19 protein-coding genes and 1 other RNA gene are annotated in these 20,786 nt (G+C 40.6%); 12 read left to right on the plus strand and 8 right to left on the minus strand.

The features are described 5' to 3' along the window. Position 1 precedes the first annotated feature (1 nt). The 8 genes from BMY70_RS07200 (at position 2) to trmD (ending at position 7,536) form a co-directional block, all read left to right on the plus strand. A complete protein-coding gene (locus BMY70_RS07200) occupies positions 2-928 on the plus strand; it encodes a DUF2279 domain-containing protein (protein ID WP_090333948.1) in 927 nt (308 codons plus the stop codon). An 87-nt stretch (positions 929-1,015) separates the two neighbouring features. After that, positions 1,016-2,002, plus strand: a complete 987-nt coding sequence (locus BMY70_RS07205) for a Smr/MutS family protein (RefSeq protein ID WP_090333950.1) — start codon at positions 1,016-1,018, stop codon at positions 2,000-2,002. Between the two features lie 7 nt (positions 2,003-2,009). Next, on the plus strand, positions 2,010-3,443 hold the full coding sequence (locus BMY70_RS07210) for a DUF4403 family protein (RefSeq protein WP_229209511.1): 1,434 nt from the start codon (positions 2,010-2,012) through the stop codon (positions 3,441-3,443). Between the two features lie 99 nt (positions 3,444-3,542). Further along, positions 3,543-3,938, plus strand: an RNA gene (gene rnpB / locus BMY70_RS07215) — RNase P RNA component class A. Between the two features lie 56 nt (positions 3,939-3,994). After that, positions 3,995-5,518 (plus strand): OmpA family protein, encoded by a 1,524-nt coding sequence (locus BMY70_RS07220; RefSeq protein WP_090333954.1) that lies wholly within the window; start codon positions 3,995-3,997, stop codon positions 5,516-5,518. Positions 5,519-5,658: 140 nt separating this feature from the next. Then, on the plus strand, positions 5,659-6,216 hold the full coding sequence (locus tag BMY70_RS07225; RefSeq protein ID WP_090333957.1) for a 30S ribosomal protein S16: 558 nt from the start codon (positions 5,659-5,661) through the stop codon (positions 6,214-6,216). Positions 6,217-6,308: 92 nt separating this feature from the next. Beyond that, positions 6,309-6,872 carry a ribosome maturation factor RimM gene (gene rimM / locus BMY70_RS07230; protein WP_090333959.1) on the plus strand — a complete coding sequence of 188 codons (564 nt, stop codon included), beginning with the start codon at positions 6,309-6,311 and terminating at the stop codon, positions 6,870-6,872. Then, on the plus strand, positions 6,862-7,536 hold the full coding sequence (trmD, locus tag BMY70_RS07235; protein ID WP_090333962.1) for a tRNA (guanosine(37)-N1)-methyltransferase TrmD: 675 nt from the start codon (positions 6,862-6,864) through the stop codon (positions 7,534-7,536). Before rimM ends, trmD begins: the two co-directional genes overlap by 11 nt. A 42-nt stretch (positions 7,537-7,578) precedes the next feature. Here trmD and BMY70_RS07240 read toward each other — a convergent pair whose 3' ends face one another. Both BMY70_RS07240 and BMY70_RS07245 read right to left on the minus strand, forming a co-directional pair. Beyond that, a complete protein-coding gene (locus BMY70_RS07240; RefSeq protein WP_090333965.1) occupies positions 7,579-8,022 on the minus strand; it encodes a GNAT family N-acetyltransferase in 444 nt (147 codons plus the stop codon). Positions 8,023-8,076: 54 nt separating this feature from the next. Further along, positions 8,077-9,111 carry an RluA family pseudouridine synthase gene (locus tag BMY70_RS07245; RefSeq protein ID WP_090333968.1) on the minus strand — a complete coding sequence of 345 codons (1,035 nt, stop codon included), beginning with the start codon at positions 9,109-9,111 and terminating at the stop codon, positions 8,077-8,079. A 104-nt stretch (positions 9,112-9,215) separates the two neighbouring features. Between BMY70_RS07245 and BMY70_RS07250 the strand changes: the two genes are divergently transcribed. Beyond that, entirely contained in the window at positions 9,216-10,127 is a 912-nt protein-coding gene (locus BMY70_RS07250) for a 1-aminocyclopropane-1-carboxylate deaminase/D-cysteine desulfhydrase (RefSeq protein ID WP_090334776.1), read from the plus strand. A 218-nt stretch (positions 10,128-10,345) separates the two neighbouring features. Here the strand turns inward: BMY70_RS07250 and BMY70_RS30650 are convergent, their stop codons facing one another. From BMY70_RS30650 to rfaD, 4 genes are all read right to left on the minus strand, one after another. After that, a complete protein-coding gene (locus tag BMY70_RS30650) occupies positions 10,346-10,498 on the minus strand; it encodes a PIN domain-containing protein (protein WP_143072066.1) in 153 nt (50 codons plus the stop codon). 293 nt (positions 10,499-10,791) lie between these two features. Continuing rightward, positions 10,792-13,038 (minus strand): cation:proton antiporter domain-containing protein, encoded by a 2,247-nt coding sequence (locus BMY70_RS07260; RefSeq protein WP_090333973.1) that lies wholly within the window; start codon positions 13,036-13,038, stop codon positions 10,792-10,794. Positions 13,039-13,146: 108 nt separating this feature from the next. Beyond that, on the minus strand, positions 13,147-14,598 hold the full coding sequence (gene sufB, locus BMY70_RS07265) for a Fe-S cluster assembly protein SufB (RefSeq protein ID WP_090333975.1): 1,452 nt from the start codon (positions 14,596-14,598) through the stop codon (positions 13,147-13,149). Positions 14,599-14,755: 157 nt separating this feature from the next. Continuing rightward, entirely contained in the window at positions 14,756-15,721 is a 966-nt protein-coding gene (rfaD, locus tag BMY70_RS07270) for an ADP-glyceromanno-heptose 6-epimerase (RefSeq protein WP_090333977.1), read from the minus strand. 190 nt (positions 15,722-15,911) lie between these two features. On the opposite strand from rfaD, the gene BMY70_RS07275 reads away from it, so the two are divergent. The 3 genes from BMY70_RS07275 to BMY70_RS07285 all read left to right on the plus strand — a co-directional run bounded on the left by BMY70_RS07275 (position 15,912) and on the right by BMY70_RS07285 (position 18,329). Beyond that, the gene (locus BMY70_RS07275; protein WP_090333979.1) at positions 15,912-16,331 is read left to right on the plus strand and encodes a 6-pyruvoyl trahydropterin synthase family protein; all 420 of its coding nucleotides are present in this window, start codon (positions 15,912-15,914) and stop codon (positions 16,329-16,331) included. Positions 16,332-16,410: 79 nt separating this feature from the next. Continuing rightward, positions 16,411-17,529: a lipid-A-disaccharide synthase gene (gene lpxB / locus BMY70_RS07280; protein WP_090333982.1), complete on the plus strand. Its 1,119-nt coding sequence runs from the start codon at positions 16,411-16,413 to the stop codon at positions 17,527-17,529. Positions 17,530-17,693: 164 nt separating this feature from the next. Beyond that, positions 17,694-18,329 (plus strand): response regulator, encoded by a 636-nt coding sequence (locus tag BMY70_RS07285; protein WP_090333985.1) that lies wholly within the window; start codon positions 17,694-17,696, stop codon positions 18,327-18,329. Between the two features lies 1 nt (position 18,330). Here BMY70_RS07285 and BMY70_RS07290 read toward each other — a convergent pair whose 3' ends face one another. After that, positions 18,331-19,395, minus strand: a complete 1,065-nt coding sequence (locus tag BMY70_RS07290; RefSeq protein WP_090333988.1) for a response regulator — start codon at positions 19,393-19,395, stop codon at positions 18,331-18,333. Positions 19,396-19,410: 15 nt separating this feature from the next. Beyond that, positions 19,411-20,667: a PAS domain-containing sensor histidine kinase gene (locus BMY70_RS07295; RefSeq protein ID WP_090333991.1), complete on the minus strand. Its 1,257-nt coding sequence runs from the start codon at positions 20,665-20,667 to the stop codon at positions 19,411-19,413. Positions 20,668-20,786 lie beyond the last annotated feature (119 nt).

Consider the following 20,786-nt stretch of genomic DNA (forward strand, 5'->3'; position numbering starts at 1 on the left):
AATGAAATATTTTTATAAAATAAAAGTTCTTTTTTTTGTCCTGATCCTGACTTCCTATTGGACTTCTGTTATGGGTCAGGAACAAATGATTTCTCCGATTCATGAAGATTCTCTGAAAGAATTAAGGCCCAATTATAAACTGCTGCGGGGTATTTTTGCGGCTCAGTCAACATTGTACTTAGGGACGATTTACGGACTCAGTAAATCATGGTATAAAAACCCGCTAACAAACTTCCGGGTAAAGGATGACACCTATGAGTGGCTCCAAATGGACAAAATGGGGCACGTTTACACATCCTATCAGATTGCACGCCACACTGCCGAAATTTATAAAAAAACAGGAATTTCAAAAAAGCAGATGATGATATACGGCGCAATTTCCGGTGTCATTTTCCAAACTCCCATTGAGATTCTGGATGGGTTTTCTCCCGAGTACGGGTTTTCTCCGGGAGACATGGTTGCAAACCTTACTGGCTCTGCGATTTACCTGGGGCAAATTGCACTTTGGGATGAAGTAAGGATACAGCCGAAATTTTCTTTTCATTTTACATCACTTGCCAAAGAGCGGCCTAACTTGCTGGGAAGCAAACCCACGGAGCGCTGGCTGAAAGATTATAATGGCCAAACTTATTGGTATTCAAGTAGTCCCAGGTCGTTTTTCAAGGGAAGCAGCTGGCCGGCCTGGTTATGTTTCTCTGTTGGCTATGGGATTCAGGATATGGTGGCGTCAGAAAAATCAAAAAGTATTGAAATGGGATTTCATCCGTACCGGCAATACTATTTGTCTATGGATATAGATTTGACAAAAATTAAAACACGCAGCAAATTTATCAGGACAGTCGCTTTTTTAGCCAACTCGTTGAAAATTCCTGCTCCGGCGTTGCAGTTCAGTAAAAAAGGCATTGATTTTAAACCGTTATATTTTTAAGCGTAAAGATCGAACAAAGAATAAAGTAACTTAGCGATTAACGGACGTCTCAACAGACGGTTTGTTATTTATTTTAAATGTAAAATTATGAATATTGGAGATAAAGTTAGATTAGTTCATGGCCGCGAAGAGGGGATTATATATGCGTTTTTGCCGGGAAATGTTATCGAAGTTGAGATTGAAGATGGTTTTCGTATACCTGTGCTGCGCAGTGAGTTAGTAACTATTTCGCCTGTTGAATCCCAGCGTTTAAACAGGACGCCAGAAGGACAAAGCATCGCGCCACAAAGAGACCGGATTGCGCCAAGACAAGCGGCTTTTGCTGAAAAGGGAATTTATCTGGCTTTTGTCTCGATCAATGATAAGGCCGTTACTTTACATATCATCAATAATTCTGACTGGACAGTGCCATTTACTGCTGCGTCGCAAACAGAAAATGTCCATACAGGACTGGCAGCTGGCTTATTACAGCCAAGGACTTCTCAGAAATTGACAGAGCTTCAAATAAAAGACTTTGAGTCCTGGCCGATTTTTGCTTTTAATCTTCTGCATTACCGGGAGGGCAATTTTGATGCAGTCCTGCCTTTCCAAAAGAAAATAAAATGTCGCGCGCAGTCTTTTTATAAGAGCAAAGGCCCCGCTCCGGTTTTAGGGAAAGATGCTTTCGTCTTCCAACTGGATGAAGAAAATGTTAAAAAAGAGGAAGTTGTGGTGGATAAAACAAATATTCAGGAGCAACTTCGCACGAGTTTGATGGGCGGAGGATCTACAGCAAAAATCGAGCTGGAAAAACCGGAAGGTGTTGTAGATCTGCATATTGAAAAACTCGTTGAGGATTTTTCCAGAATTTCAAAAGATGAGATTTTGAAAAAACAACTGGCCGTTTTTGAAAGTAGTCTGGAGCAAGCGATTGGTAATGGAATGGAAGAAATTACGTTTATCCATGGCGCGGGAAGTGGAGTTTTACGGGAAGAATTACACCGCAGGCTGAGCAAAAATCAACATGTTCAGTATTTTAAAGATGCTCAAAAGGAAAAATTCGGATACGGTGCAACCCTGGTTAAAATCAAATAATCGCATTATGCGAGTCATATGGGTTCTGCTGTTTGCTGCCATTGGGTTAGCACAGTGGAGCTGTCGTTCAAAAACCACTTCGCCTAAAAAGCCTATGGAAGAATATTTGTATTCAGACGCGGAAATTCAAAATGAAAAGCATTTATCGGTTGTTAATCTGCCTATCGAAATGCCTGTTTCTGAGTTAGAAACACAGATTAATGCGCAACTGAAAGGATTGATTTATGAAGATGACAGCTTTGAGGATAATGGGGGAGATAATCTGAAAGCGAAGGTCTGGAAGATCAATCCAATACGGGTCGTCGCGAAGGACTCTACTTTTTTATTTGAAGTTCCGCTAAAAATTTGGGTCAACGCCGGATATAAGGTTAGTCCGCTGGGAATCAATTTGTCAGGTTATAAGGATACAGAATTTTCGATAAGGATCAGGTTGATCTCAAAAATCGGAATATCGCCGAATTGGAAACTTCATACGGAAACATATGTGGACAGTTATGACTGGATCAGTGAACCAAATGTTAAAGTAGCTGGAATCAGAATTCCGATTAAAGGCATGGTTAGCAGATTGTTAAATCATAATTTTGAAAAGATAACTCAGGCTATTGACAATCAGGTAGCAGGTGGGATTGAAGTAAAAAAATATGTGGAAGCCGCTTGGAATCTGGCAAGGCAGCCGATTCTGCTGTCGAAAGAATTTGACACATGGCTGGTTGTAACGCCCAATGCTATCATTATGACACCGTTACTGGTGACAAATAATATTCTGCGTTCGTCAATTGGTATCAAAGGGTTCACCCAAACGATTACTTCGGCTGTAAAACCAGCAGTGAAGCCGGCTCCGAAACTTCCGGATCTGACGATAACGGATAAGGTAACCTCGGATTTCAGGATCGGACTGATCAGTTTGATATCCTATGAAGACGCTGCGAGAATGGCAACTGCGCGACTGGCAGGACAGAAATATTCTTTTTTGGGAGGAAAGTATAATGTGGAGGTTAGTTCGATAGAAATGTATGGTCAGAATGAGCGCCTTATCATCAAAGCAGGACTTCAAGGCAGCATAAGCGGAAGTATCTATTTGAAAGGAATACCCTATTACGATCCGAAGACTCAGCAATTATCCCTTAAAGATCTGGATTACGATCTGGATACCAGAAATACAATTGTTAAAACCGCAGGGTGGTTGCTGCAGGGTAAATTCAGCAAAATGATGGAGAAAGAAATGGTGTTTCCGGTAGGCAGTCAGATGAACGAAGCTAAAAAGAGTGTCCAGCAGATACTTGCAAATTATAAAGTTACTGACGGGGTACAAATAAAGGGAACACTTTTGGAGATCACACCAGATAAGGTATATTTGACCCCAAAACACATTTATTCCGTTGTTTTTGCTCAGGGGAATATCAATTTACGTGTAGAAGGATTGCGAAGCTTTGACCAATAATTTTGCCTGATGTGCAAACAAATGCCATATTTTTTACTTTTTATGGTAAATTGACTGCTGATCAAAGGAAAGTATTTCTTAGCTTTGTGGTCAGTGAAAGGAATAAGCCGTCCTATCGCCGCGGCGAAAGCCGGGGAGGAAAGTCCGGACAGCATAGAGTGCCGTACTTCTTAACGGGAAGGCAGAGGGCTGGGAACGGCCAACTGACAGCAAGTGCCACAGAGAATATACCGCCTGGCACATTTTTTATGTCAGGTAAGGGTGAAAAGGTGGAGTAAGAGCCCACCGCTTTAAGGGTGACTTTAAAGGCAGGGTAAACCTTACGGGCTGAAAGATCAAATAGGTGTTAACTTGTGAGGCTACTCGTCTCCGTTCTTTTGGGACGTTAACACGGGTAGATCGTTAGAGGTTTTGAGTGATCAGAATCCTGGATAAATGGTAGGAATTCTGATGAAAATCAGAATACAGAATCCGGCTTACAGGCTTCTTCCTTTTTCTGTTTTTTAAGTAAATAATTAATGAATAATTGAATCACATAACTAGTGTTTCCCATGAAGAAAAAGAATCTTTACATTGCTTTAGTTTGTTTGTCACTCATGAGCCTGGATGCTTTGGCTCAAAAAAACCGAACGTATGATGGACCCAATAAGATGAATACATGGTCGATCACCGGATATGGTGGCATCACAAAATTCTTTGGTGATTTGAAAGAATACGACTTCAAAAGAGGCGATCATGAAGATCTGACCGGATCATGGGGACTCTCCATCAACAAACAACTATCTCCTATTTTCGGTATCCAGTTGACAGGATATAACGGATGGTTACAAGGATCAAAAAAAGGTATTCAAATTGCTAACCCAAGAGACCCGAGTATCACAAATACTTACGACGCTTATTTCAACAGCCCATCATTCATTCAGGTTTCTCTTGATGGAACAATGAATCTTAACCGTTTGCTTTTTGGTTACAAAAAATTACGCAGATGGAAAGTTGACGCTCACTTGGGAGCTGGTATCATGTATTACCACACTGATCTTACAGCCACGAATACAGGTACAGGCGAGGTTTTTGAAGTTTCTTCCAACACTGCCGGAAGTTCTAAAACTGCTGGATCCTGGGATCGTAACGGTTCTACTTACACTCGTGAATGGGTTATGCCGGTGGGTTTAGCTGTTCACTACGAACTGTCTCCACGTTTTGACTTGGGTCTGGACTATACTTATACATATGTTAATACTGAGAAACTTGATTTGACAGTAGGTGACAGAACAGACTACCAAACGCAGTTGGGCCTTTGGACGTTTGAAAAAGGGGATTCAAAAAATGACAGATGGGGTGTTTTACAAGTTGCATTGACTTACAAACTTGGTAAAAATGCTGTTAGAGCTAAAAAAGGAGTTTACGATGCAGGAAGCGGACGTTACCACTTACGTTGGGCAAATCCACAGGCATTGATCCCGGTTCCTTACAACCCGACTATGAACGATGCTGATTCAATTGCAAAAGCTAATATGCCGAAACCAGTGGATCCACGTCTTTACACAGATACAGATGGTGACGGTGTAGCCGATTTGTTTGACAAAGAACCAAATACGCCTGCTGGAAGTGTAGTTTCAGGTGGTGGTGTTGCAATGGATCTTGATAAAATTATCAGAGACGCTATCAAAAACAACTTGCCGAAAGACGAATGCGAAGCTTTATTCAGTAATATTGAATTTGATACAGACAAAGCGATTATCCGCGATGCTTCAAAAGAAACACTTAGCAAAGTTATCGAGTTGTTGAATCTTCGTACCAACTGCCGTATCGTTCTTGTAGGACATACTGATGCCCGTGCTTCTGATTCTTATAACATGGCTCTTGCCCGTCGTCGTGTGGATGCTGCGAAACGTTTCTTGGTTCGTCAGGGCCTTAAAGATACTAGCAGAATCTTGATCGAATACTTCGGTGAGTACCGCCCAATTGCTGAAAATACAACTGTTGAAGGTCTTCAATCTAACCGTCGCGTTGAGATTAAGATCTTGCCTAACAACACAATTCGCTCAACATATCCTGCTGGTTTCCAGAAATAACAGGATTTGAAATACAAAAAAAGGGAAGTGAATATTCACTTCCCTTTTTTTGTGACATATAGTTAAGAAGTCAATAATATTGCGTAAGTTTGCACCCTGTTTAATTAAGGGACGAGTTCCCTCTCATAACAAATTCAATAATGGCAGTTAAAATTAGATTAGCGCGTCGTGGACGCAAACAAAAAGCGATTTATGATATCGTAATCGCAGATGCCAGAGCACCACGTGATGGTCGCTTCATCGAAAAGATTGGTAGCTACAACCCAGGTACTAATCCTTCATCCGTAGTTTTAGACACAGCTAAGGCTGTTGACTGGTTGCTTAAAGGTGCTCAGCCAACGGACACAGCTCGTTCAATCCTGCACCATGAAGGTGTTATGCTTCGCAAGCACTTACAAGTTGGTGTTATTAAAGGTGCAATCGGTCAGGACGTAGCAGATGCTCGTTTTGAAGAATGGAAAGCATCTAAAACGGATCGTAACGTTTCTGCTGCTGATTCATTGTCTGCTAAGAAAGACACTGAGAAACAAGCGAAACTTGATGCTGAACGTAAAGTAAATGAGTCGCGTGCTGAGGCAATCGCTAAGAAAAACGCTCCTGTTGTAGTAGAAGAACCTGCTGCTGAAGAAACAACGGACGAAACTGCGGCTGACGAAGTATCGGCAGAAGATACTAATGAGGCACCAGCTGCTGAATAATTTAGTATAACATACTTTCTTTGTGGGTCTGCCGGTTTATACCGTGCAGACTCATATTTGTTTTAGGACTAGCATAATTAATCAATAAGACTTTGACACAGGACAGCTGTTTTTTATTGGGCTATATCGTTCGTACACATGGAACTTCGGGTGATGTGGTGATATTTCTGGATGTAGATTATCCGGAAGACTACGAAGATCTGGATTCGGTATACTTCGAACTGAAGGGCGATCTGGTTCCGTATTTTGTGGAGCGTTTCAATTTGCAGAAAGAGAGTAGGGCCATTGTCAGATTTGAAGAGGTTGACACGATAGAGAAGGCACAGGCACTGGTTGGAACTTCGCTGTTCCTTCCGCTTGACTCGCTCGCTGAACTTGAAGAAGAGGAATTTTATTATCATGAAATCAAGGGTTATACCGTGGTCGATGAAAATAAAGGAGAACTTGGCATTGTGCGGGAAGTATATTCTTTGAACGGTCAGGATCTAATTTCTATGGAGTATCAGGGCGTAGAAGTATTGATCCCAACAGCCGAAGATATCGTGTTAAAAGCAGACAAGGAAAATAAAAAATTACTGGTAAACCTTCCGGAAGGCTTACTGGAAGTTTATTTGGACAATTCTTCTGACGATAATACTCCTGACGATGCGGATTGATATAATTTCCTGTGTTCCTAACCTCCTGGACAGCTTTTTTGCGCATTCGATTTTGAAACGTGCGCAGGAGGGAAAATATGTAGAGGTTGTCGTACATGACTTGCGGGATTACTCTGTAAATAAGCATCGATCGATTGATGATTACGCTTTTGGAGGCGGGGCAGGAATGGTACTGCAAATTGAGCCAATTGCCGGGTGCATCCGTGCTTTGCAGGCGGAGAGAGCTTACGATGAAATTATTTATCTGACACCGGACGGAGAACTGATGGAGCAGAAAATGGTCAATCAGCTTTCATTAAAGGGAAACTTGATCATGCTTTGCGGACATTACAAAGGTGTGGATCAGCGGGTGCGTGACCTGTTTATTACAAAGGAAATAAGTATTGGAGATTACGTACTATCCGGAGGAGAATTGGCAGCAGCAGTTCTGGCAGACGCGATTATTCGGTTGTTGCCCGGCGTGCTCAATGACGAAACTTCTGCATTAACAGACTCCTTCCAGGACAATTTACTGGCGCCGCCGGTTTATTCGCGTCCGTTTGACTTTGAAGGAAATGTTGTTCCTGAAATATTACTATCGGGGCATGAAGCCAAAGTGGAAGAATGGCGTTACGAACAATCTATCAAAAGGACCAAAGAAAGAAGACCGGATTTATTGAAGTAAATCCGGTCTTATATATATATCAGTTTTAGCTGCGTAACTTTTTTAAAAATCAAGGTTGCAGTTGATCCATTCGTCATCGAAATTTGTGCCATATTTACGGTAAAAACCAACAGCAGAAGTATTCCAATCCAAAACCTGCCACATCATACCTGTTGAACCTGTTCTTTTAGCTGCCGCAACTGTTGCATCAAATAAGACTTTTCCAATTCCGTTACCGCGCATTTCTTCGGTTACGATAATGTCTTCCATATATAATCTTTTACCTTTCCAGGTTGAGTACCGAAAGTAATACAGAGACAATCCGATGATTTTCGAATCGACTTCTGCAACGAAAAATTCAAACAGATTTTCTTTAAAATCCCGCGACATCTTGTCGACGTTATTGCTAACCTGATCAAGTGCTCTTTCAAAAATGGCAAGTTCTTTTACTAATTCAAAAATGGCTGGGATATCTTCAAGTGTACCTTGACGGGTGGTAATATTCATGAGCAAAGATTTTGTAATTAAAACATGTAAATAACTAATATCTACTGCATTCGCTTATTGATACTTCACAAAATTTTCCCACTTATCCACGATAGTCTGAAAATTTTCGGGGAGTGCGGTATCAAATTGCATCCACTCTTTTGTTGTCGGATGGATAAAACCCAGAGATTTTGCGTGCAGTGCCTGTCCAGGGAGTAATTTAAAATTATTTTCAACAAAAACCTTAAAACTGCCCGTAGTTCCGCCTCTCAAAATTTTATCACCACCGTAAACTGTGTCATTAAAAATAGGATGACCGATGTGTTTCATATGCGCACGGATCTGGTGAGTCCGGCCCGTTTCAAGATTACATTTAATCAGCGAAACATAACGTAGCGGTTTGATAACTTCATAGTGCGTAATTGCGTGCTTGCCTTGCGATCCGTCTTCAAAAATATCCATAACACGCCTGTCACGCGCACTGCGACCAATATGGCCCGTAATCGTTCCCTTGACTTCCTTAGGTTCACCCCAGATCAGCGCATTGTAAGTCCTTTCAATTGTATGATCTGAAAACTGTCTCGCCAGAAAGGTCATGGCAAACTCAGTCTTCGCAATCACAAGCAAACCCGAAGTATCTTTATCGATCCGGTGCACCAGTCCCGGCCGACCTTCGCCATTTCTGCCGGTTGGCAAATTTTGAAAATGGTATACCAAGGCATTGATCAAAGTACCGGTCCAGTTTCCGAAAGCCGGATGAACTACCATTCCTGTTGGTTTATTGACCAGCAGCAAGACATCATCTTCATAAATAATATCAAGTGGAATATTTTCCGGAATAATCTCTGTATCACGGGGAGGCTGTGGAAGCAGCAACGTGATAACATCGAGAGGTTTTACCTTATAACTTGATTTGACAGCGAGTCCATTCACTTTTACTGACTCTGCTTCGATACCATTTTGTATTTTTGTGCGGGAAGCATTGGGAACATGGATATTTAAAAACTTATCCAAACGCATCAACGTTTGACCTTTGTCGGCTACAATCCGGTAATGTTCAAATAAATCGTCTTCTTCGTCGGCACTATTATCAATTACTTCTAATGACATCTGGAATGGTGTAAATTGAGTAACGCAAGCTATTGCAGGCAAAAACTTCCCGGGCATATCGCTTACATCCTAAGTTTATTTCTTTTACAAAACTATCAAAATTCGTGGACTTACTGGTTCCTTCTTTACCGACACCTATTCAGGAGCTTTCAGATATCGTTATTAAAAAGGCAGGAGTTCATTTGTTTATAAAACGAGATGATCTGGTCCATCCGACTGTTTCGGGGAACAAATGGAGAAAGTTGAAATATAGTCTTCAGCAAGCAAAGGAGCTGGGCGCAACAACACTTCTGACTTTTGGAGGTGCATTTTCGAACCATATTTATGCTACGGCAGCGGCGGGGGCCAATCTTGGTTTCAAAACGATTGGTATCATCAGAGGCGAAGATCCTGGGGAAAGGAAATCGCCGACGCTGCAATTTTGTGAGGAGCACGGAATGCAGTTGCATTATGTTTCAAGAGAAGAATATAAGCTGAGAAATTCTTCGGAATATGTTGATCAGTTGCGTGAAAAATTCGGAAATCCTTTTGTCATTCCGGAAGGAGGAACGTCGGAATTGGCCCTGAAAGGTGTTCGGGAAATGACAATTGAGGTTGAGCAGCAGTTAAATTCCAAACCGGATTATTATGCGGTCGCTCTTGGTACCGGGGGAACTTCGGCAGGAATTCTTACATCAGGATCTGACGTGCTGGCTTTTTCTTCTTTAAAAGGCGGGGCATTTTTAGAAAATGATATTATGGAGTTAATTCGTGGGAGTAAAGACAATGGTCAATTCGTGCTTTTTACTGAATATCATTTTGGGGGATACGCCCGTCATACGCCTGAACTTCTTGATTTTATCACAAAATTCAAGTATGATCATAACATCCAATTAGAGCAGGTTTATACTGGGAAAATGTTTTTTGGCCTGTATGATTTAATGGCCCGGGGATTTTTTAAGAAAGGCAGTTGCATCGTGGCTGTTCATACCGGTGGGTTGCAAGGGTTGTTGCCGGAGTTACTTTACAACTCATGAGGATTAATTACCTTTAAACCAGCAATATTTTTAAAATCTGAGGTATTTCTTGAAATCAAAACGTATTCATACAAGAGCAGTTGCAGCAATGATGGCGTCTGGCAATTTAATTTTATTTGCTTTTCGAAGATTGATAGTCTTACCAACTACTTCTTCGGTTAATCCGAAAACAAATCATCTATGAAATCAAGAAGAATTCGATAAGATTTTTCAGGTGCCTAAAAACCGAGTATTCCTATTTTAGAAATTACGGATAAGACGGGTACATCGTCAACAACTTTTGAAAGAAATTGACTTCCGGAATCAGGCAAATTATTATTAAGATAATCGATTACGCTATCAGTATCAATCAGGTATTTCGATTTTTCCATTCGTCTCTGCTTTGTTTTAGATGAACTAGCATATCATTAGCGACATCGGATGACAATTTACCCAAATACTTTTCTGAAAGTTTTCGGACAGGTTGTTGCTCTGATTTTAAAAGTTTTATAAGATGTAAATCTTCAAGATCTTCCGAGAGCTTGCGGGCCTTACGATTTGTAATTTGCACGGGTGCAGTTCCGTATATCATGTATTTAGGTATGAATACATTAACGTTAATATTAACGCTATTTTTTGTCTTTGCCGAAATTATGTAAGCCTTGAATAATGGCAGTGGCATTTTCTACCAGATACTATCCTTCCTCTGAATATATTCCTTAATCAAATCCTTCTCGCCGGCAACCCAGAGTACATCCTCCGGCTCTATGATAACAGAAGAATCCGGGTTAAGAATGCGTTCCCCGTTCCGTTCCAGTCCTACGACCATACCGTGCGTTGATTCACGGATATGACTATTTCGAATCGATTTTCCGATAATATTAAATTCACTTTTTACCTCAATTCGTTGCAGGGTGATTTTATCCTCCTGAGCCAGATAGGCTCCGCCGTCTCTGCTGATCTCGATATGCCCGCGGAAATTATCCAGCTGATCATCCGTTCCAATTACTTCAATGCGATCATAGGGATAAAGAACTTCTGTCGGGCGGGGAAGTTGAATTGTTTTCGTCCCGCGCTCTATCAGGACGACATTGATACCGAAACGTTCCCGGATTCCCAGTTCCTGCAAACTTTTACCGATAAGCGAGGAGTCAGGACTAACCTCCAGAAATGCAAAGTGAGCGTCCCACGGAAGAAGTATTTTTTTTGATTTACCGCTTCCTTCAAGTTGTCTGGCGTTCAGATTTTGTAAAAAACGTTCCTCAATACGACTATAAAATAATTGCAGCCGCTGGTAGAATAATGCAACGGCCAGGATCATTATTCCACCCGCAACCATAAGCGCAGTTGGTGTGGCGAAAAATGAATCAAGTAATACGGCCATCAGGATTATTCCGATTAATACCCTTGATAGTTCCAGCAATAATAAAGGGCCACGACTGAATTTACGGCTCAGCCATAGTGCGGAATATGCTTTTGTGTTGGATCGTTTGAAGATCAATGCCCAGACAAATGGAGAAATAAACAGAAACGTTACTCCGAAGATCGAACATCTTGAAAAATCGCTTTCGGGTATTCGCTGATAAATTAAAGGAGAAATTTGCTTTGCCGAAATAAGAATAATTCCAACAATTACTACTGAATTTAAAACGACGGTCTGCGCATAAGATTGGAGAATAATTTTCCAATGCGTGTTTTTGGCGATGGTCGCAGTACTTGTACTATACCGGTTCAATTTGTTTCTCCATTTTTCTGGAATGTGCTTGTCGAGCCATTCATAAAAGGGCTCGGAAGCTTTCATCATATATGGTGTCGTGAACGTAGTGATTACTGAAACTCCAACTGCAATAGGATATAAAAACTCGCTTGTTACCTTCAGCGATAATCCCAGGTTGGCGATAATGAATGAAAATTCACCGATTTGTGATAAACTCATACCGGCCTGAATGGATTTTTTTAAGGGCTGACCGGAAATAACTGCACCGATCGTTACATAAGTTGTTTTACCCAGAATCACGACGAAAACTAAAATAGCGGTAGGGACAGCATATTCAACCAATAATTTCGGGTTGATCAACATACCTACGGATATGAAGAAAATTGCCCCAAAAAGATCTTTCACCGGTTTTAATAAATGCTCTATCTTTTCAGCGTGCGTTGTTTCTGCAAGAATTGAGCCCATAATAAATGCCCCAAGGGCGGCAGAGAAACCTGCTTTGGTAACCAGAAAAACCATTCCGAAACATAACGCGATAGAAGTAATCAGAACACTTTCATCGTTCATTAGATTTCGAAAGCGGCGGAGCAATGTTGGGAAAATAAATATTCCTCCCAAGAACCATAAAATCAGGAAGAAAAATAGTTTCGCAATTGATTCCAGCATCTCAATTCCGGCAAATTGCTGACTTATGGAAAGCGTCGATAACAAGACCATCAATAATACAGCAGTCAGATCTTCAATCACAAGGATCCCGAAAACGACACTGGTAAATTGTTGCGTTTTCAAGCCAAGCTCTTCAAAGGCACGGAAAATAATGGTGGTGGACGAGATAGCAATTATGCCTCCCAGAAATAAACTGTCTATTTTATCCCAGCCTAAAAGCTGTCCGGTAATGAAACCGGTGACCAGCATAAGTGTAACTTCAAACAAACCGGTTATAGCAGCAGTACTTCCGACTTTGACCAGTTTTTTAAAACTAAATTCTAGCCCCAGATTGAAAAGAAGGAAGATCACACCGATTTCTGCCCAGATTTCAATGGTTTTAATATCGGTGATTGTTGGGAAAATAGTAAAATTAGGACCTACCAGCAAACCGGCAAGTATATATCCAAGGACGATAGGCTGCTTTAATTTTTTAAAAATAATGGTGATAACACCAGCCATTGTCAGGATTAAAGAAAGGTCTACAATTAGCTGTGGAACGTGGGTCATTGAGGATTGGTATTTTGCGGGAAATATAATAATACCAATAAAATACAAAAAGCCTTTGATTTCTCAAAGGCTTTTTGGTATTACTTGAAAAAATGAAAGGCAAACAACTTATCCTACACTTCCTTCCAGACTGATTTCCAGTAGTTTCTGAGCTTCTACGGCAAATTCCATCGGGAGTTGGTTTAAAACCTCTTTTGCGTATCCATTTACAATCAAAGCAACCGCTTGTTCCGTAGGAATTCCGCGCTGGTTGCAATAAAATAATATATCTTCTCCGATTTTAGAAGTCGTCGCTTCGTGTTCAACTGTCGCCGAAGGATTACTAACTTCAATGTAGGGGAAAGTATGCGCACCGCATTTATCGCCCAGCAATAATGAGTCACATTGCGAGAAATTCCGAGCCTTTTCTGCTTTTTTGAAAACTTGAACTAAACCTCTGTATGAGTTCTGGCTTTTTCCTGCCGAGATACCTTTTGAAACGATACGGCTCTTGGTATTTTTACCAATGTGGATCATTTTCGTTCCGGTATCAGCTTGCTGCATATTGTTAGTCACAGCAACAGAATAAAATTCTCCGATTGAATTATCACCTTTCAGTATGACAGACGGGTACTTCCATGTGATGGCAGAACCTGTTTCAACCTGAGTCCAGGAAATTTTAGAGAACGCACCATCGCACAGACCGCGTTTTGTAACGAAGTTGTAGATACCACCTTTTCCATCTTTATCACCAGGATACCAGTTCTGAACGGTCGAATATTTAACGTTCGCATTTTCATGCGCAAAGATTTCAACAACGGCAGCGTGTAACTGATTTTCATCACGCATCGGTGCCGTGCAGCCTTCAAGATAGCTCACATGGCTGTCAGCATCTGCCACGATCAACGTGCGTTCGAACTGACCAGTACCTGCCGCATTGATACGGAAATACGTAGAAAGCTCCATCGGGCACTTAACACCTTTCGGAATATAAACGAATGATCCGTCAGAGAAAACAGCTGCGTTCAAAGCCGCGTAGAAATTATCTTTTGGCGGAACAACTGATCCCAGATATTTTTTGACAAGATCCGGATGTTCGCGTATTGCCTCGCTGATCGAGCAGAAAATAATTCCCTTTTCTCTCAGTGATTCTTTAAAAGTTGTAAATACAGATTCAGAGTCCATAACTGCATCAACCGCGATGGAAACCCCGGAAAGTCTTTTTTGCTCATTCAATGAAATTCCCAAACGCTGGAAAGTGTCACGTAATTCAGGATCAATATCGTCCAGACTTTCAACAACTTTTTTCTTTTTCGGGGCTGAGTAATACTTAATACCCTGAAAATCAATTTTTGGATAGTGAACATTTGGCCATTTTGGCTCAGGCATTTTCTGCCACATCGTAAATGCTTTCAAACGCCATTCCAACATCCATTCAGGTTCATTCTTTTTTGCGGAAATAAACCGTATAGTGCTCTCATCCAAGCCCATAGGAGCTTCGTCTGCTTCAATATCAGTTACAAATCCGTATTTGTATTCCGAACTGGTGATTTCCTCCAACAATTCTTCTTCTTTGCTCATAGTCTTAATTATATCACGCTATGGTTGTCGTTGTTTCAATAACACACAGAAATGACATTGAGTTTAAATATAGACTCAAAAATACATAAAAATATGCACAAGTTATGACCACTGTCATAACTTGTGATTTAAAATCGGTTATTTAGACCGTTGAAAATTAAAGGTAACTTCCTGACGAAAGATAATCTTTTACGTATTCGCTAACACCTTCTTCAAGGGTATGAAAAGGCCTTGTAAATCCGATAGAGCGCAATTTACCCATATTTGCCTGAGTAAAATACTGATATTTGTCACGGATGTCTTCCGGTGTATCAATGAAACTGATATCCGGCGTTTTGTCCATAGCAACAAAAGTGCTCGTCACAAGATCTTTAAACGTGCGCGCCTTTCCGCTTCCAAGGTTATAAATGCCCGAGTCTTTGCGATGGTGCATAAAAAACAGACAAACTTCGATCAGGTCCTTTACGTAAATAAAATCACGCATCTGCTCTCCATCCTTGAAATTAGGGTTATGAGAACGGAATAATTTCATTTTGTCGGTCGCTTTGATCTGGTTAAATGCGTGGAAAATAACCGAAGCCATACGTCCCTTGTGATATTCGTTGGGGCCGTATACGTTGAAGAATTTAAGACCAGCCCAGAAGAAAGGTTTTTTCTCCTGCTGCAACGCCCATATATCGAAATCATTCTTTGAATCTCCGTAAGGATTTAGCGGTTTCAATTGCGGAATCAGCGATTCGTTGTCGTCATATCCCAATTCCCCTAAACCATAGGTTGCGGCAGATGAGGCATATACTAATGGAATCTGATAGGAAACGCATTTTTCCCAGATTTCTTTAGAATAATTCAGATTGAGCTCGTCAAATATATTTTTATCAAATTCTGTTGTGTCGGTTCTCGCACCGATATGGAAAATAAATTCGACTTCCTGATTATTTTTGTCAAGCCATTCAAAAAAAGAGTTGCGTTCAACGCGTTCTTTTATCGTTTTTCCTACAAGATTTTCCGCTTTTTCAATTTTTGAAAAATCATCTACTGCAATAATGCTACTGAAGCCTTCCTGGTTTAGTCTGCTAATCAGACCGCTACCGATAAATCCGGCTGCACCTGTTACTATAATCATATGGAAAGATTATTTGTTTAATGAGCTCAAACTGTAAAAAGAATGCAAAACAAGAGTCATTCTTTTTATCAATCTACTCACGAATTTCGCTATTAAATTGTATTTTTTTTAGTTTACTGCTTATAATTTTACAAAACTACCGATACAAGATGTAATTTTGTAACATTATTACACAGGGAAGAAAAAATTTATGATTTACGTAACGCGAAAAGAGCATTTCAATGCAGCACACCGACTTTTTAACCCGGCGTGGTCAGATGAGAAAAATCAGGAAGTATTTGGCCCTTGTGCCAACAATAACTGGCATGGACATAATTTTGAATTGATCGTTACTGTAAAAGGAAAACCAGATCCGGATACGGGTTTTGTTATAGATCTTAAAGTTTTGGGTGATCTGGTGAAGGAGAAAGTGGTCGACAAAGTGGATCACAAAAATCTCAATCTTGACGTCGACTTCATGCAGGGAAAAATGGCTTCCTGTGAAATTTTTGTAATGGAAATCTGGAATATTCTTGCGCCAGCCATTCAGGAAGTATCTCCGGGTTCGAGCCTGCACTATATTAAACTGGTAGAAACGCCGAAAAATTTTGTTGAATACTACGGTGAATAATTTTGCGTAAAGACCTGGAAAGCTTCACAGTTATGATGATTTTCAGGTCTTGTTTTTTCTTCTCAATTAACTTTTAAGCATGAAATATTACCTCATTGCCGGCGAACGTTCCGGAGATCTGCACGGCGCAAACCTGATGAAAGGAATTAAAGCCAATGATCCCGAAGCGAAGTTTCGTGGTTGGGGTGGGGATATGATGCAGAATGAGGGAATTGATCTGGTTACGCACTATAAGGATACGGCTTTCATGGGTTTCCTTGAAGTTGCGCTTAACATCCGAAAAATTGCAGGCTTTCTGAAAAAGTGCAAAAAAGATATTCTCGATTACAAACCGGACGTGATCATCCTGATTGATTATCCTGGTTTTAATCTGCGAATCGCCGCTTTTGGTAAAGAAAACGGAATAAAAACCTTCTATTACATTTCTCCTAAAGTGTGGGCATGGAACCAGAAACGTGCCTGGAAAATCAAGAAAAACGTCGATCAGATGTTTGTGATCTTTCCATTTGAAATTGATTTTTACAAAAAATTTGATTTCAACGTAGACTATGTTGGAAATCCGCTGATGGATGCAATCGATGCTTTCAAACCCGATCCTGATTTTAGAAAGAAAAATAACCTTGATGAAAACCGCCCGATAATAGCTTTGCTGCCGGGCAGCCGGCGACAGGAAATTATCAATATGCTGGATCTGATGCTGACGGTTCAGCCACATTTTTCTGATCATCAGTTCGTAATCGCAGGTGTCCAAAATCTTCCGGCTTCGCTTTATCAAAAGTACGACGCGATAGATAATGTTTCTATTGTTTATGAAGCTACCTACGACCTTCTATCAGTTTCCGAAGCCGCTTTGGTCACTTCGGGCACAGCTACCCTCGAAACGGCGCTTTTAAATATTCCGGAAGTCGTATGTTACAAAACCAGCGGATTCTCCTATGCTGTTGCCAAAAGACTGATCAAAGTTCCTTTTATTTCTCTGGTCAATCTGATCATGGAAAACGAAGTTGTCCGGGAACTGATTCAGGACGAATTGAATGAACAAGAATTGGTTGCTGAATTATCCGCTATTCTTCCAGGCGGAGCCAAGAGAGAAACTCAGCTCATGCAGTATGCCAAATTGCAGTCGCTAGTTGGCGGAGCAGGTGCTTCTCAGCGGGCAGGAGCATTGATGGTAGATTATCTTCCCAAGAAAAATTAATATAGTTTGAAGCCTGGTTTGTCGATATATTTCTACAAACAACCTGAATTACAACTATCTGTTGTTCAGGTAAAGAAAACTATATTTGCGCGATGCCATAACTTGAATTCTTTTATGCTGTCCGGCGCGCAGCGAAAACCGACCCCTCCTTAAATAAGAAAGTTATGCGACGAATACTTCTAATGGACAACGATTCGGATATGTATTCGAATTTGAAAAAGCTTTTTGAAGAACACCAAGACGCAGCAGTAGTCATTGATAATATCGAAAATGCTGCCGAGGGATTAAAAAAAGTTACTAACGTTTCCTACAGCATTATCGTTATAAATCTCGCTGTTCCAAATACCGATATGTTGGGATTAATCAGGAGATTAAGGGTTTATAGCCAAACTCTTCCTATTCTTGCTTATTCTCAAATTTTGGAATATACACTTATTAAAAGATATCTGACCAGCGGCTTGAATGGCTATTGTTTTATTAAACAAGATGATCCCGATGAAATTATAAGGGCTTGTCAAACGGTCGTTTCCGGGAAATGGTATATCAGTCTGGAAATGATTGAGTTGATCGTGGAAGACGCATTGTATAATAAAAAAGCAGATCGTTTTGAAAGTCTCAGCGAAAGGGAGTTCGAAATTTTTTCACACCTGGTAAAAGATGAATCTCCTGCCGCAATCGCTGAAATTTTATCCCTTCATATTTCGGCAATCGCTTTGTATAAGTCCAGAATCATGGATAAACTGATGATATCCAGTCTTGTTGAAATGAAAAATCTAATGAAAACGCCATTGCTGGTTTAATCTAATTTCGCATACGGACAAGTTTTTCATAGTCGAGAACCGTTATCAGGCTGCCCTTCATATCTACCAGCTTTTCATCTTTAAAATCAGATAAAGTTCTGATTACCGTTTCTGTTGCCGTGCCGACCATAGAGGCAATATCTTCCCGCGTAATCGCCATGGAAAATGGTTTGGACTTATCTTCCTGATAACGCTGAACGAGCATAACCAGTGCTTGCGCAACACGTTTTCTCACCGAGTTATATGCCAGTTGCAAGAGTCTGTCTTCCCGGTCTTTTATCTCGTTGGAAAGCATCTTAATGAATTTAGTTGCCACTTCCCGATTGCCTTGAAGCAGATTGAAAAAGTCGTCTTTCGGGATCATGGCTACTTCTGATTTTTCCAGAGAAATGGTCGTTTCCTGATAAGATTCTCCCTGCAAAAGATCAAGATAACCAAAGAAGTCTCCTTCCTTATATAAATCAGTAATGTATTCCTTGCCGTTGTCGTTCGATTTGTAAGCTTTTACTTTTCCTTTTTGAAGAAAAAATACATTCGACGGAAAACTACCCTCGGTGTAAATGGTTTCCTTCTTTTTTAAAACTTTAGTTTTTTTATCATCCGCCAGTTTCGTGATCAGATCAAAAGATTTTGCCTCATGAATAAACTCGTCCAGTCCTTCCGCAGTCCGTGTAAATTGCCCTTTTAATCTTTCACTTTTCTTCAACCTGATTTCAACAGCATTTAATAACTCGACATCATCATATGGTTTGGTCAGATAATCGTCTGCTCCCATGGTCATACCTTTCCGATAATCATTTTTTTCAGCCTTTGCCGTTAGGAATACAAATGGAATATTGGCAGTGAGGTCATCCTTTCCGAGCATATGCAATACGCCATACCCATCCAGTTCCGGCATCATGATATCACAAATGATCAGATCCGGTTTTTCGTGATGCGCAATATGAACACCTTCTTTTCCATTTTGCGCTGTCAAAACGTGATAATTGGCCAATTCAAGAATTTCAGCCGTGTTTTCACGCATCTCAGGATTGTCTTCTATCAAAAGAATTCTCTTCGTTTCCATTTTTTGTCGAGGTAATTAATTTGTGGGTAGGTGATCAGGGAGTTTTATTGTAAAAGTGGTACCTTTTCCCATGGTACTGATAAATGAAACTTCGCCTCCCATCAGGTCAACATAATTTTGGACAATGTTAAGTCCCAGGCCTGTTCCTTGCGCGTTACCCGCATTTTGTGCGCGGAAAAAACGGTCAAAAATATGAATCTGATCGCTTTCAGGAATTCCTATTCCCTGATCGATGATTTCTATAAATATGATTTTTCCGTCAGCTTTAACGTTCAGTCTGATTAGTTTATAAGGATCTGAATATTTTATTGCGTTAGAAAGAAGGTTAAAAATAACATTACGAAGCAATTGTTTATCAACCCAAACCTCAGAATTGCCTTCGTGCGTAAACAAGATCTGCTGTCCTTCCTTGCACAAACCTTTAATTTCTTCCGTTAATCCCTGGCAAAAATCGGGCAACATGGTAAAAACAGGAACACTATGAATACGTCCTTCTTCAAGCTTTCCGATTGACATAAAATCATTTAGTATCTCCGTCAGGTTCGTTACTGCCGACTTGATACGCGAGACATGTTTTTGTCTTTTGTCTTCCTCTTCCGATTTTGCATACCGGCCAATCAGGGCAGCGGATGACAAGATCGTTGCAAGGGGCGTCCGGAATTCATGCGAAGCGATCGTAACAAACTGGCTTTTCATGTTATTTAATTCCCTTTCCTTTTTCAACGCGCGCATCACTTCCTCCTGTGATTGTTCGATTTTACGTATCGCTTTTGCCAATTCCTCCGTTCTTTGATTTACGCGTTCTTCCAATTCGGAGTTCAGTTTCTGAATTTCCTTATTGGCTTCCTGGATGATATTTTCTTGTTTTTTTCTCTCAGTGATATCAATGACAAAACTTACAACAAATTGTCCTTCACTGGTTTTGAAAGGGCTCAGACTCACTTCCACCGGAAACTCGCTTCCATCTTTCCGCCTCGCAAACAATTCCAGTGAACTTCCCATTCCGCGGGCGTGAGGAGATTCGAGATAGGCGTTGCGGTGGCTCACATGTTTTTTAGTTAACCTTCTCGGGATCAGTGATTCAATGTTTTCATTAACCAATTCTCCTTCCTCAAATCCAAATAGTTCCAGTGCTTTTGGATTCAACATCACAATCACACCTTCTTTATTTACAACAACAATTCCTTCGGTAGCATGTTTAAATAGGGCGTCTAGCATCTCAATGTGCCGTGTCATGGCGTCGGTCTGTTTTTCAATATACGTACTAAACATACCAAGTTACAGGAGATAGTTGGATGGAACAAGCTAAACGGAAAACCTAATGCGTAAACGAAAAAATTGGTGAACAACAGAATGTGTAAATGAAGTATATATTTACCGTCACTTTAATA

This window comes from Dyadobacter koreensis, from assembly GCF_900108855.1.
GTDB classification, from domain to species: Bacteria; Bacteroidota; Bacteroidia; order Cytophagales; family Spirosomataceae; genus Dyadobacter; species Dyadobacter koreensis.